The 14,261-nt window shown below is 59.4% G+C and carries 9 protein-coding genes, 4 tRNA genes and 1 rRNA gene; all 14 read right to left on the reverse strand.

The genetic code is table 11. The annotated features are described in order from the left end of the window. Nucleotides 1–21: 21 nt before the first annotated feature. A complete protein-coding gene (gene rpoC, locus CUJ91_RS16660) occupies nucleotides 22–4,260 on the reverse strand; it encodes a DNA-directed RNA polymerase subunit beta' (protein WP_029972180.1) in 4,239 nt (1,412 codons plus the stop codon). Nucleotides 4,261–4,281: 21 nt separating this feature from the next. Beyond that, nucleotides 4,282–8,388 (reverse strand): DNA-directed RNA polymerase subunit beta, encoded by a 4,107-nt coding sequence (rpoB, locus tag CUJ91_RS16665; protein ID WP_029972179.1) that lies wholly within the window; start codon nucleotides 8,386–8,388, stop codon nucleotides 4,282–4,284. A gap of 369 nt (nucleotides 8,389–8,757) precedes the next feature. After that, nucleotides 8,758–9,132, reverse strand: coding sequence for a 50S ribosomal protein L7/L12 (gene rplL / locus CUJ91_RS16670; RefSeq protein WP_029972178.1), 375 nt, complete (start codon nucleotides 9,130–9,132; stop codon nucleotides 8,758–8,760). 63 nt (nucleotides 9,133–9,195) lie between these two features. Continuing rightward, nucleotides 9,196–9,699 carry a 50S ribosomal protein L10 gene (rplJ, locus tag CUJ91_RS16675; protein ID WP_006053279.1) on the reverse strand — a complete coding sequence of 168 codons (504 nt, stop codon included), beginning with the start codon at nucleotides 9,697–9,699 and terminating at the stop codon, nucleotides 9,196–9,198. Nucleotides 9,700–9,999: 300 nt separating this feature from the next. Then, complete coding sequence (gene rplA, locus CUJ91_RS16680; RefSeq protein ID WP_006053278.1) at nucleotides 10,000–10,698, reverse strand: 50S ribosomal protein L1; 699 nt, start codon at nucleotides 10,696–10,698, stop codon at nucleotides 10,000–10,002. Continuing rightward, nucleotides 10,699–11,130: a 50S ribosomal protein L11 gene (gene rplK, locus CUJ91_RS16685; protein WP_007180146.1), complete on the reverse strand. Its 432-nt coding sequence runs from the start codon at nucleotides 11,128–11,130 to the stop codon at nucleotides 10,699–10,701. Nucleotides 11,131–11,291: 161 nt separating this feature from the next. Continuing rightward, nucleotides 11,292–11,849, reverse strand: coding sequence for a transcription termination/antitermination protein NusG (gene nusG, locus CUJ91_RS16690; RefSeq protein ID WP_007180147.1), 558 nt, complete (start codon nucleotides 11,847–11,849; stop codon nucleotides 11,292–11,294). 1 nt (nucleotide 11,850) lies between these two features. Then, nucleotides 11,851–12,231 carry a preprotein translocase subunit SecE gene (gene secE / locus CUJ91_RS16695; RefSeq protein WP_015003929.1) on the reverse strand — a complete coding sequence of 127 codons (381 nt, stop codon included), beginning with the start codon at nucleotides 12,229–12,231 and terminating at the stop codon, nucleotides 11,851–11,853. A gap of 35 nt (nucleotides 12,232–12,266) precedes the next feature. Next, a tRNA-Trp gene (locus tag CUJ91_RS16700) sits at nucleotides 12,267–12,342 on the reverse strand. Nucleotides 12,343–12,406: 64 nt separating this feature from the next. After that, nucleotides 12,407–13,597, reverse strand: a complete 1,191-nt coding sequence (gene tuf, locus CUJ91_RS16705) for an elongation factor Tu (protein ID WP_012434572.1) — start codon at nucleotides 13,595–13,597, stop codon at nucleotides 12,407–12,409. Between the two features lie 63 nt (nucleotides 13,598–13,660). Then, nucleotides 13,661–13,735 (reverse strand) — tRNA-Thr (locus tag CUJ91_RS16710). Nucleotides 13,736–13,751: 16 nt separating this feature from the next. After that, nucleotides 13,752–13,825 (reverse strand) — tRNA-Gly (locus CUJ91_RS16715). A 41-nt stretch (nucleotides 13,826–13,866) separates the two neighbouring features. Beyond that, nucleotides 13,867–13,952 (reverse strand) — tRNA-Tyr (locus CUJ91_RS16720). Nucleotides 13,953–14,110: 158 nt separating this feature from the next. Next, nucleotides 14,111–14,224, reverse strand: a 5S ribosomal RNA gene (rrf, locus tag CUJ91_RS16725). Between the last annotated feature and the right edge of the window lie 37 nt (nucleotides 14,225–14,261).

Raw genomic sequence — 14,261 nt, forward strand, 5'->3', positions numbered from 1 at the left:
AGCGGCTTACGCCGCCGGGACTTACTCGCCTGAGTGCTGCTGTTCGGCGGCCGGGGTTTCCGGCGTACCGAATTCGAACGACTCTTCCGCTGCGATCTGATCGAAACGCTCGCGGTCGGACAGTTCCTTGCTCTTGCGCGCCTTGTGGAACGCGAGACCCGTACCGGCCGGAATCAGACGGCCGACGATCACGTTTTCCTTCAGACCGCGCAGGTCGTCGCGCTTGCCCATGATCGCCGCTTCGGTCAGCACGCGGGTCGTTTCCTGGAACGACGCCGCCGAGATGAACGAATCGGTCGACAACGAGGCCTTCGTGATACCGAGCAGCACGTTTTCGTACGTTGCCGGACGCTTGTCTTCCGCGATCATACGGTCGTTCTCGTCGAGCATATCCGACCGCTCGACCTGTTCGCCCGGGATGAAGCGCGTATCGCCGTTGTCCGTAATCTGCACGCGGCGCAGCATCTGACGAACAATCACTTCAATGTGCTTGTCGTTGATCTTCACGCCTTGCAGACGGTACACGTCCTGCACTTCGTCCACGATGTAGCGCGACAGCGCCTCGACGCCCTGCAGACGCAGGATGTCGTGCGGATCGGCCGGTCCGTCCACGATCATTTCGCCCTTGTTGACGACCTGACCATCGTGAACCAGAACCTGCTTTTCCTTCGCGATCAGGAACTCGTGCTGGTTGCCCTCGAGGTCCGTGATAACGAGACGCTGCTTGCCCTTCGTGTCCTTACCGAACGACGTCGTACCCGTGACTTCCGCCAGGATACCTGCGTCCTTCGGCGAACGTGCTTCGAACAGTTCCGCCACACGCGGCAGACCGCCGGTAATGTCACGCGTCTTCTGCGATTCAGTCGGGATACGTGCGAGCACTTCACCGACCTGCACTTGCTGACCGTCCTTCACAGTGATCAGAGCGCCGACCTGGAAGCCGATCTGCACCGAGTGCTCGGTGTTCGGGATCTTGACTTCCTCGCCGTTCGCGTCGAGCAGCTTGACCTGCGGACGCACCGTCTTCGCGGCTTGCGAACCGCGACGCTTCACGTCGATCACGACGAGCGTGGACAGCCCCGTCACATCGTCGATCTGCTTCGCAACCGTCACGCCTTCTTCGACGTTCTCGAACTTCACCGTACCGCCGTACTCGGTGATGATCGGACGCGTCATCGGGTCCCACGTCGCCAGTTGCGTGCCGGCTTTGATCTGCGCGCCGTCCAGTTGCAACAGCGTCGCGCCGTACGGCACCTTGTGACGTTCGCGCTCGCGACCGTGGTCGTCGGTGATCATCGCTTCGCCCGAGCGCGAGATGACGATCTGCTCGCCCTTCGCGTTGGTGACGTAACGCATCGTCGACGTGAAACGCACCGTACCGTTCGACTTGGCTTCAACCGACGAAGCCACTGCCGCACGCGACGCCGCGCCACCGATGTGGAACGTACGCATGGTCAGCTGCGTGCCCGGCTCGCCGATCGACTGAGCGGCGATCACACCCACAGCCTCACCGACGTTCACGAGCGAGCCACGGCCCAGGTCGCGGCCATAGCAGGCTGCGCACAGACCGTAACGCGTTTCGCAAGTCAGCGGCGTGCGCACGCGCACTTCGTCGATGCCGAGGCGTTCGATTTCCTCGACCGCGTCTTCGTCGAGCAGCGTGCCCGATTCGTACAGCGTTTCCTGCGATTCCGGATTGACGACGTCAGCCACCGCCACGCGACCCAGGATACGGTCACGCAGAGCTTCGACGACTTCACCGCCTTCGACCAACGCCTTCATGGCGACGCCGTTGGACGTACCGCAATCGTCCTCGACCACCACCAGATCCTGCGTCACGTCGACGAGACGTCGCGTCAGGTAACCGGAGTTCGCCGTCTTCAGTGCCGTATCAGCCAGACCCTTACGTGCGCCGTGGGTCGAGATGAAGTACTGCAACACGTTCAGGCCTTCGCGGAAGTTCGCCGTAATCGGCGTCTCGATGATCGAGCCGTCCGGCTTGGCCATCAGGCCACGCATACCGGCCAGCTGACGAATCTGAACCGCGGAACCACGAGCACCCGAGTCCGCCATCATGTAGATGGAGTTGAACGACTCCTGACGCGTTTCGTTGCCGTCGCGATCGACCACCGGCTCCGTCGAGAGCTGCTCCATCATCGCCTTGCCGACCGCTTCCGACGTTGCCGACCAGATGTCGACCACGTTGTTGTAGCGCTCTTGTGACGTGACGAGACCCGACATGTACTGACGGTCGTATTCCTTCACCTTCTTCGCAGCGTCGCCGACGATGGTTTCCTTCTGCGGCGGAACGAGCATGTCGTCCACGCAGATCGAAATACCAGCGCGCGTTGCCAGACGGAAACCCGACTGCATCAACTGGTCGGCGAAAATCACCGTTTCGCGCAGACCGCACTTGCGGAATGCGGTGTTGATGAGGCGCGAGATTTCCTTCTTCTTCAGCGGCTTGTTCAGCACCGAGAACGGCAGGCCCGGCGGAAGAATCTCCGACAGGATTGCACGGCCGACGGTCGTTGCATACAGCGTGATCTTCGGCACGAATGCCGGCGCGCCTTCCGACTTGTCTTCGTTGTGGACCATTTCGGTGATCCGCACGTTGACGCGCGAGGCGAGCTCGACTTCCTTGTTCTCGTAGGCACGCAGCGCTTCCGAGACGCCCGTGAACGTCAGGCCTTCGCCCTTGCCGTTCACTGCTTCACGGGTCGCGTAGTAGAGACCGAGCACGATATCCTGCGACGGCACAATCGACGGATCGCCGTTAGCCGGGAACAGCACGTTGTTCGACGCCAGCATCAGCGTGCGCGCTTCCATCTGCGCTTCGAGCGACAGCGGAACGTGAACAGCCATCTGGTCACCGTCGAAGTCGGCGTTGAACGCCGCGCAAACGAGCGGATGCAGCTGGATCGCCTTACCTTCGATCAGCACCGGCTCGAAAGCCTGAATGCCAAGACGGTGCAGCGTCGGCGCACGGTTCAGCATGACCGGATGTTCGCGGATCACCTCTTCGAGGATGTCCCACACCACCGGTGTCTGGTTCTCGACTTCCTTCTTCGCAGCCTTGATGGTGGTAGCGACACCCATCACTTCGAGCTTGTTGAAGATGAACGGCTTGAACAGTTCGAGCGCCATCAGCTTCGGCAAACCGCACTGATGCAGCTTGAGCGTCGGGCCGACCACGATCACCGAACGGCCGGAATAGTCAACGCGCTTACCGAGCAGGTTCTGACGGAAACGACCGCCCTTACCCTTGATCATGTCGGCGAGCGACTTCAGCGGACGCTTGTTCGCGCCGGTCATTGCCTTACCGCGACGACCGTTGTCGAGCAGCGAATCGACGGCTTCCTGCAGCATCCGCTTTTCGTTGCGGACGATGATTTCAGGCGCCTTCAGTTCGAGCAGACGCTTCAACCGGTTGTTACGGTTGATCACGCGGCGATACAGGTCGTTCAGGTCCGACGTCGCGAAGCGGCCGCCATCCAGCGGCACCAGCGGACGCAGTTCCGGCGGCAGCACCGGCAGCACTTCGAGCACCATCCAGTCAGGCTTGATGCCCGAACGCTGGAATGCCTCGAGCACCTTCAGGCGCTTCGCGTACTTCTTGATCTTCGCTTCCGAACCCGTGTTCTTGAGTTCGGTGCGGAGCATCTCGACCTGTTCGTCGATGTTGATCGCACGCAGCAGTTCGCGAACGCCTTCCGCGCCCATCTCGGCACGGAATTCGTCACCGTACTCTTCGACCTTGTTGTAGTAATCCTCTTCGGTCATGATCTGCCGCGCTTTCAGCGGCGTCATGCCCGGATCGATCACCACATACGCTTCGAAGTACAGCACGCGTTCGATGTCGCGCAGCGTCATGTCGAGCACCATGCCCAGACGCGACGGCAGCGACTTCAGGAACCAGATGTGCGCGACCGGCGAGGCCAGCTCAATGTGGCCCATCCGTTCACGACGCACCTTGGCGAGCGTCACTTCGACGCCGCACTTCTCGCAGATCACGCCACGATGCTTCAGGCGCTTGTACTTGCCGCAAAGGCATTCGTAGTCTTTGATCGGCCCGAAAATCTTCGCGCAGAACAGACCATCGCGTTCCGGCTTGAACGTCCGGTAGTTGATGGTTTCCGGCTTCTTCACTTCACCGAAAGACCACGAACGGATCTTGTCCGGCGAGGCCAGACCGATCTTGATCGCGTCAAAAACTTCAGGTTGTTGGACTTGCTTGAATAGATCGAGCAAAGCTTTCATCGCTTCTCTCCAGTAGTCCGATTAGTTGCGGTCGAGGTCGATATCGATACCGAGCGAGCGGATTTCCTTCACCAGCACGTTGAAGGATTCCGGCATGCCTGCATCGATCACGTGATCGCCCTTGACCAGGTTCTCGTACACCTTGGTCCGGCCTGTCACGTCGTCCGACTTCACCGTCAGCATTTCCTGCAGCACGTACGATGCACCGTACGCTTCGAGCGCCCACACTTCCATTTCACCGAAACGCTGGCCACCGAACTGCGCCTTACCGCCCAACGGCTGCTGCGTCACGAGCGAGTACGGGCCCGTGGAACGCGCGTGCATCTTGTCGTCGACCAGGTGGTGCAGCTTCAGGTAGTGCATGTAGCCGACCGTCACCGTACGTTCGAACATTTCGCCCGTGCGGCCGTCGTACAGACGCACCTGATTCTTCGACGGCGTCATGCCGAGGTTCTTCGCGATGTCGTCCGGGAAAGCCAGATCCAGCGCGCGCGACATTTCTTCTTCCGTCGCGCCGTCGAACACCGGCGTTGCGAACGGCACGCCTTCGCGCAGGTTCTTCGCCAGTTCGACGATTTCCTCGTCGGTGAAGCTGTCCAGCTCTTCGGCGCGGCCCGACTCGTTGTAGATCTTGGTCAGGAATTCGCGCAGTTCAGCGATCTTCGCCTGACGCTGCAGCATTTCGCCGATACGCCAGCCGAGACCCTTCGCGGCCCAACCCAGATGCACTTCGAGAACCTGACCCACGTTCATCCGCGACGGCACGCCGAGCGGGTTCAGAACGACGTCAGCCGGACGGCCGTCGGCCATGTACGGCATGTCTTCGATCGGAACGATCTTCGACACGACACCCTTGTTACCGTGGCGGCCGGCCATCTTGTCGCCAGGCTGCAGGCGGCGCTTGACTGCCAGATACACCTTGACCATCTTCAACACGCCCGGCGGCAGTTCGTCGCCTTGCGTGAGCTTCTTGCGCTTTTCTTCGAACGCCAGGTCGAACTGGTGACGCTTCTGTTCGATCGAGTCCTTGATAGCTTCGAGCTGTGCCGCTGCTTCTTCGTCCGCGAGGCGGATGTCGAACCAGTGGTAATGGTCGAGATCTTCCAGGTAAGCCTGTTCGATCTTCGTACCCTTCGCGAGCTTCTTCGGACCGCCGTTCGCGACCTTGCCGGTCAGCATACGTGCGAGACGCTGGAACGCGTCGCCTTCCACGATGCGCAGCTGGTCGTTCAGGTCGAGGCGGTAGCGCTTCAGTTCATCGTCGATGATCTGCTGCGCACGCTTGTCGCGCTGAATGCCTTCACGCGTGAACACTTGTACGTCGATGACCGTGCCGCTCATGCCCGACGGCACGCGCAGCGACGTGTCCTTCACGTCCGAAGCCTTTTCACCGAAGATCGCGCGCAGCAGCTTTTCTTCCGGCGTCAACTGGGTTTCGCCCTTCGGCGTGACCTTGCCGACCAGCACGTCGCCTGCTTCGACTTCCGCGCCGATGTACACGATGCCCGACTCGTCGAGACGGCCAAGTTGCACTTCCGCGAGGTTCGAGATGTCGCGCGTGATTTCTTCCGGTCCGAGCTTCGTGTCGCGAGCCACGACGTTCAGTTCTTCGATGTGGATCGACGTGTAACGGTCGTCGGCCACCACCTTCTCAGAGATCAAAATCGAGTCTTCGAAGTTGTAGCCATTCCACGGCATGAACGCGACCAGCATGTTCTGGCCGAGAGCCAGTTCGCCAAGATCCGTCGATGCGCCGTCAGCCAGCACGTCGCCGCGCGAAACCTTGTCGCCGACCTTCACGATCGGACGCTGGTTGATGTTCGTGTTCTGGTTCGAACGCGTGTACTTGATCAGGTTGTAGATGTCGACACCGACGTCGCCAGCCACCGCTTCCTCGTCGTTCACGCGAATCACGATACGGCCTGCGTCGACATAGTCGACCACACCGCCGCGGAATGCCTGAACCGTCGTGCCCGAGTCGACCGCCACCGTGCGCTCGATACCCGTACCGACCACGGCCTTTTCAGGACGCAGACATGGCACAGCCTGACGCTGCATGTTCGAGCCCATCAACGCGCGGTTCGCGTCGTCGTGCTCGAGGAACGGAATCAGCGATGCGGCCACCGACACGATCTGCGACGGCGCCACGTCCATGTACTGGATGCGGTCCGGCGTGACCATCAGCGTTTCGCCGGCTTCACGCGACGACACCAGTTCGTCGGTCAGCGAGCCGTCTTCAGCCACGGCCGCATTCGCCTGAGCGATCACGTAACGGCCTTCTTCGATCGCCGACAGATAGTCGATCTGATCCGTCACCTTGCTGTCCACGACCTTGCGATACGGCGTTTCCAGGAAGCCGTATTCGTTCAGGTGCGCGTACAGAGCCAACGAGTTGATCAGGCCGATGTTCGGACCTTCAGGCGTTTCAATCGGGCACACACGACCGTAGTGCGTCGGATGCACGTCGCGGACTTCAAAGCCAGCGCGCTCACGCGTCAAACCGCCCGGGCCAAGTGCCGAAACACGGCGCTTGTGGGTGATTTCCGACAGCGGGTTGGTCTGGTCCATGAACTGCGACAGCTGCGACGAACCGAAGAACTCGCGAATCGCCGACGAAATCGGCTTCGAGTTGATCAGGTCGTGCGGCATCAGGTTTTCGCTTTCGGCCTGGCCGAGGCGTTCCTTGACAGCACGTTCGACACGCACGAGACCTGCGCGGAACTGGTTTTCCGCCAGTTCGCCGACGCAACGCACACGACGATTGCCCAAGTGGTCGATGTCGTCCACTTCGCCCTTGCCGTTACGCAGCTCGACCAGGATCTTGATCGTGGCGAGGATGTCGTCGTCTTGCAGCGTCATCGGTCCGATGATCTCGTCGCGGCCCACGCGACGATTGAACTTCATACGGCCCACCTTGGACAGGTCGTATGCGTCTTCGCTGTAGAACAGACGGTTGAACAGCGCCTCGACCGCTTCTTCGGTCGGCGGTTCGCCCGGACGCATCATGCGGTAGATCGCGATGCGCGCGGCCATCTTGTCCGCGGTTTCGTCGATACGCAGCGTGGACGAGATGTACGGACCCTGGTCCAGATCGTTCGTGTAGAGCGTCTGGATGTCCTTGATCTTCGATTCGCGCAGCTTCTCGAGGACGGTTTCAGTGATTTCGTCGTTCGCGTTGGCGATGACTTCACCCGTGTCGCCGTCGACGACATTCTTCGCCAGCACGCGGCCGAGCAGATAGTCTTCCGGGACCGAGATGAACTTGGTCTTCGCGTTGTCCAGGTCGCGGATGTGCTTTGCGTTGATCCGCTTGTCCTTCTGGACGATCACGTTGCCGTCACGGTCCGTGATGTCGAAGCGCGCGACTTCGCCACGCAGACGCTCCGGCACGAACTCCATCTGCGCGCCTTCCGGCATCAGCGTGAAGTTATCGAACACGAAGAAGTTTGCGAGGATCTGTTCCGGCGTCAGGCCGATTGCCTTCAGCAGGATCGTGACCGGCATCTTGCGGCGACGGTCGACGCGGAAGTACAGCACGTCCTTCGGGTCGAACTCGAAGTCGAGCCACGAACCGCGGTAAGGAATGATACGTGCCGAGAACAGGAGCTTGCCCGAGCTGTGCGTCTTGCCCTTGTCGTGTTCGAAGAACACGCCAGGCGAACGGTGCAGTTGCGAAACGATCACACGCTCCGTACCGTTGATGACGAACGAACCCGTCGGCGTCATGAGCGGAATTTCGCCCATGTACACTTCCTGTTCCTTCACTTCCTTGACGACCGGCTTGCTCGGCGATTCTTTATCGAGCAGCACCAGACGCACTTTCGCGCGCAGCGCCGAGCAGTACGTCAAACCGCGCTGCTGACATTCCTTGATGTTGAATGCCGGCGGCGACAGCATGTAGCTGACGAACTCAAGACGTGCGAACCCGTTGTGCGAAACGATCGGGAAAACGGATGTGAACGCAGCCTGCAGGCCTTCCGGCTTGCGCTGCGTAGACGGCGTGTCTGCTTGCAGAAACGTGCTGAATGATTCAAGCTGGGTAGCCAGCAGGAAAGGTACTTGGTGAACGATGGGGCGCTTCGCAAAACTCTTACGAATGCGCTTCTTCTCGGTGAAGGAATATTGCATACGATCTCCGAATCACGGCGGGCATTGTTGTCGAGGCAGGATACCTTGATGAGACAACCCGAGTGTTCACCGACTGAGACCCGATGGCCGTCCGATGGCTTGAACGAGCCTAGAAGCTTGGTGGTTGGCCGCTACCAACCGCTGGCTGACGGCAGCGGATGCCTATGTTGCCCGCTACCCGACCAAACTTGCCTTCTGCAGTCGCTTCAGAAGACAAAGAGAAGCGCCGGTCAATGTTGCCGATAGGCGGTTTTCTTTGGCTTCTGGGAGTCACATTATTGCCGTACAGCGAGGCAAAAACGCGTCCCCCACAAAGCACAAAAAGGCCGGCGGTGAAAAACCGCCAGCCTTCGCACAGCGCGCTGAAACTTACTTGATTTCAGCTTTCGCGCCGGCTTCTTCCAGCTTCTTCTTGGCTTCTTCTGCAGCAGCCTTCGGTACCGCTTCCTTAACAGGCTTCGGTGCGCCGTCGACCAGGTCCTTCGCTTCCTTCAGGCCGAGACCCGTCAGTTCACGAACTGCCTTAATGACGGAAACCTTGTTCGCGCCAACGTCAACCAGGTTGACCGTGAATTCGGTTTGCTCTTCAGCTGCAGCAGCAGCGCCGCCGCCTGCCGGGCCTGCCACTGCAACAGCAGCTGCCGACACGCCAAACTTTTCTTCGAACGCCTTGACCAGTTCGTTCAGTTCCAGAACCGACATCGAGCTTACTGCCTCGAGGATGTCATCTTTTGCGATTGCCATTTGAAATACTCCTAAATTGAATTCGGATACAGCCAGCGATCAATCACGCTCGACTGAAGTACATTACGCAGCGGTTTCTTCGCCTTGTTTCTTTTCTGCCAGCGCGGCCAGAGCGCGCGCAAAGCCAGAAACAGGTGCTTGCATAACGTACAACAGCTTGGAGAGCAGTTCTTCGCGGCTCGGGATGTTTGCCAGCGCTTGCACGCCAGCCTTGTCCATCACCTTGCCTTCGTAGGAACCAGCCTTGATGACCAACTTGTCATTGCTTTTGCCGAAGTCATTGACGACCTTAGCAGCGGCAATTGCATCTTCCGAGATGCCGTAGATCAGGGGGCCAGTCATCTGCTCTGCCAGCGGAGCGAACGGCGTACCTTCGACAGCGCGACGCGCCAGCGTGTTCTTCAACACGCGAAGGTAGACCTGTTGCTCACGCGCTTTCGCGCGCAGCTTGGTCAGATCGCCAACCGTGATCCCACGATACTCAGCCAGAACCACGGTCTGGGCTTTCGCGACTTGCGCGGCAACCTCAGCGACGACGGCCTGCTTGCTTTCTTTGTTGAGTGGCACGGTTAACCTCCAGATTCGATACACGCAGCGTGCGCCTTGTGTACCGCGTTCAATAACGGCGTCCGACCAGTCAGGAGTATTTCGACCGCCCGACACACGCATTGCTGCGGATGCCAACCGGTTTCATCACTACAAAACCTTTTCGGGTTCGCCATCTGCGTTGGCTTTGCATTAAGGGTCCGCCTACCTGCTGCGTGCCCGCCAACGGTCTTTGACAACCGGTTGCTTGATGCGAACTGCCACCTCACAACCGCCCAAAGCCCATAAACCGCCCCGATTTTCATCGAGGCGATGAATTACTTACTGTGCCGCGAGCGATGCCTGATCGACGCGAACGCCGACACCCATCGTGCTCGACAGAGCGACCTTACGCAGGTACACGCCCTTGCTCGTTGCCGGCTTGGCCTTTTGCAGTGCGTCGATGAGCGCGCTCAGATTGCTGCGCAGAGCCGTCGGCTCGAACGAAGCGCGGCCAATCGTGGCGTGGATGATACCCGCTTTGTCGACACGGAATTGCACCTGACCAGCCTTGGCGTTCTTGACCGCAGTCGCGACGTCCGGCGTGACCGTACCGACCTTCGGGTTCGGCATCAGGCCGCGCGGGCCGAGGATCTGACCGAGCGTACCAACAACACGCATCGTGTCCGGCGAAGCGATCACGATGTCGAAGTCCAGATTGCCGGCCTTGACTTGTTCAGCCAGGTCTTCCATACCGACGACTTCAGCGCCGGCTGCGCGAGCCTGCTCAGCCTTTTCGCCTTGCGCGAACACTGCCACGCGCACCGACTTGCCTGTACCTGCAGGCAGAACGACCGAACCGCGGACCACTTGGTCCGACTTCTTTGCGTCGATGCCGAGTTGAACAGCGACGTCGATCGACTCATCGAACTTTGCGCTTGCGCATTCCTTCACGAGCGACAGAGCGTCGTCGATCGGGTACAGCTTCTGACGGTCAACCTTTGCTGCAAATGCTTGCAGACGCTTCGAAAGCTTAGCCATTTACACGCCCTCCACGGTGATGCCCATCGAGCGGGCGCTACCAGCGATCGTACGAACCGCTGCGTCCAGATCAGCTGCCGTCAGATCGGGCATCTTGGTCTTGGCGATGTCTTCAGCTTGAGCGCGGGTGATCTTGCCGACCTTGTCGGTATGCGGCTTGCTCGAACCCTTGTCGATCTTCGCTGCCTTCTTGATCAGAACCGTTGCCGGCGGCGTCTTCAGGACGAACGTGAAGCTCTTGTCAGCGAACGCGGTGATCACGACCGGAATCGGCAGACCTGGTTCCAGAGCTTGAGTCTGCGCGTTAAACGCCTTGCAGAACTCCATGATGTTCAGGCCACGTTGGCCCAGTGCCGGACCGACCGGCGGCGACGGGTTGGCTTTACCTGCAGGAATCTGCAGCTTGATAAAGCCGATGATTTTCTTTGCCATGTTGAAAACCTCGTTGGAACGTCGCGTTGGCTGCAAACGTTCAGTGAGTAGTAGCGCGCGTTCACCGGAATCCGGCTACTTACGCTCCTCAACGGTCATTACGCGGACCGTAAGCGCGAAGTGCGAAACGCGCCGATAGGCGCGCTCCGCGGAATTCTGGATTACAACTTTTCGACCTGGCCGAATTCCAGCTCGACCGGCGTTGCACGGCCGAAGATCGTAACGGATACACGGACGCGCGACTTTTCGTAGTTCACTTCTTCGACGCTGCCGTTGAAATCGGTGAAAGGACCGTCCTTTACCCGGACCATCTCGCCGACCTCGAACAGGGTCTTTGGACGCGGCTTTTCCACGCCTTCCTGCATCTGCGACATGATCTTCTCGACTTCCCGCGGGGAAATCGGACTCGGGCGATTACGCGCACCACCTACGAAACCCGTGACCTTCGCGGTGTTCTTCACGAGGTGCCACGTTTCATCCGTCATTTCCATTTCCACGAGCACGTAGCCCGGGAAGAAACGACGTTCGGTCACCGACTTGTGACCACCCTTCACCTCGACAACCTCTTCGGTCGGGACGAGGATCTGGCCAAACTGGTCTTGCATGCCGGCGCGTTCGATGCGCTCCTGAAGCGCGCGTTGCACGCTCTTCTCCATGCCGGAGTAGGCGTGCACGACGTACCAACGTTTGCCGCTCGGAGATGCCGGAGTATCGCTCATATCATTTCCAACCCAGAATCACCGAGAAAATCGCCCATTCGATGGATTTATCGCTAACCCAAAGAAAGATCGCCATCACAAACACGAAGCCAAACACCACCAACGTTGTCTGAGTAGCCTCTTTGCGAGTCGGCCAGACAACCTTGCGGACTTCCTTGTACGAATCTTTGGCGAAAGCGATGAAACCCTTGCCAGGCGCGGATAGAAGACCGACTGCAACACCCGCGATTGCACCAACAGCCAAGGCGGCTCCGCGGACGTACCATTCCTGACCGTTAAGCCAGAAGAACCCCACGAACCCGGCCAAGACTAGCAATACGCCCGCGACGAGCATCAGCTTGTCGCCGGATGTATTTACAGTTTCGACGGAAGGATTCGCCATAACACCTTAACGAAGCGTCAATTTGACGCGAGAGTTGGCAGGGGCAGAGGGAATCGAACCCCCAACCTTCGGTTTTGGAGACCGACGCTCTGCCAGTTGAGCTATACCCCTAAACCATTTGGGGTTGACGACACCGCCAACCCCGAAACTACAGATTAACGAGAACTATCTGGCGTTACTCGAGAATCTTGGCAACGACACCTGCGCCGACGGTACGGCCACCTTCACGGATAGCGAAGCGCAGACCTTCTTCCATCGCGATCGGGTTGATCAGCTTCACCGTGATCGACACGTTGTCGCCCGGCATGACCATTTCCTTGTCCTTCGGCAGCTCGATCGAGCCCGTCACGTCCGTCGTACGGAAGTAGAACTGCGGACGGTAGTTGTTGAAGAACGGCGTGTGACGGCCGCCTTCGTCCTTGCTCAGCACGTACACTTCAGCCGTGAAGTGCGTGTGCGGGTTGATCGAACCCGGCTTGGCCAGCACCTGGCCACGCTCCACGTCTTCGCGCTTCGTGCCGCGCAGCAGGATACCGACGTTGTCGCCTGCCTGACCCTGGTCGAGCAGCTTGCGGAACATTTCCACGCCCGTGCAGGTCGTCTTCACCGTCGGCTTGATACCGACGATTTCGATTTCCTCGCCGACCTTCACGACGCCGCGCTCAACGCGACCCGTGACCACCGTGCCGCGACCCGAGATCGAGAACACGTCTTCCACCGGCATCAGGAACGCGCCGTCCACTGCGCGCTCCGGCGTCGGGATGTACGTGTCCAGCGCGTCGGCCAGGTTCATGATCGCCACTTCGCCCAGCTCGCCCTTGTCGCCTTCCAGCGCCAGCTTGGCCGAACCCTTGATGATCGGCGTGTCGTCGCCCGGGAAGTCGTACTTCGACAGAAGCTCGCGCACTTCCATCTCGACCAGCTCCAGCAGCTCGGCGTCGTCCACCATGTCGCACTTGTTCAGGAACACGATGATGTACGGCACGCCAACCTGACGCGCCAGCAGGATGTGCTCACGCGTTTGCGGCATCGGGCCGTCAGCGGCCGAGCACACCAGGATCGCGCCGTCCATCTGTGCCGCGCCCGTGATCATGTTCTTCACATAGTCAGCGTGGCCCGGGCAGTCGACGTGTGCGTAGTGGCGGTTAGCCGTTTCGTACTCGACGTGTGCCGTGTTGATCGTGATGCCACGTGCCTTTTCTTCCGGCGCCGCGTCGATCTGGTCGTATGCCTTCGCTTCGCCGCCGAACTTCTGCGTCAGAACCGTCGTGATCGCTGCCGTCAGCGTGGTCTTGCCGTGGTCAACGTGACCGATCGTGCCGACGTTCACGTGCGGCTTGGTCCGCTCAAACTTACCCTTGGCCATTTTCGACTCCTAAGAGGATTTATCCGTACGTTGCGCCGGGCGCAAACAATCACCGAGTACTTCTGGTGCCCATGGGCAGGATCGAACTGCCGACCTCTCCCTTACCAAGGGAGTGCTCTACCACTGAGCCACATGGGCGCTACTTCTATATTGCTGGAGCGGGTGAAGGGAATCGAACCCTCGTCGTAAGCTTGGAAGGCTTCTGCTCTACCATTGAGCTACACCCGCAAGGACCCATGGATTCCCAACAACTGCTACAACTTGCATTCTGGTGGAGGAGGTTGGATTCGAACCAACGTAGGCGTAAGCCAACAGATTTACAGTCTGCCCCCTTTAGCCACTCGGGCACCCCTCCGCAGAGAACTGATGATTATGGGGGAACAACCGCTCGATGTCAAGAGTTAGTCGACTGTTCCAAACCCAAATGCTCTCACTTATATGCAGTGTTTTTAGCACTGCCGTAAACGCAGAAACCCCACCTTTGCGGGGTGGGGTTTCTGACACTGCTGGGGAGCCTGACGATTACCTACTTTCACACGGGTAATCCGCACTATCATCGGCGTGGAGTCGTTTCACGGTCCTGTTCGGGATGGGAAGGGGTGGGACCGACTCGCTATGGTCATCAGGCATGACTTGTTGTCGTGCTGGGTTTTGGGCCAACACA

This window comes from Paraburkholderia graminis (assembly GCF_003330785.1).
Lineage (GTDB): Bacteria > Pseudomonadota > Gammaproteobacteria > Burkholderiales > Burkholderiaceae > Paraburkholderia > Paraburkholderia graminis.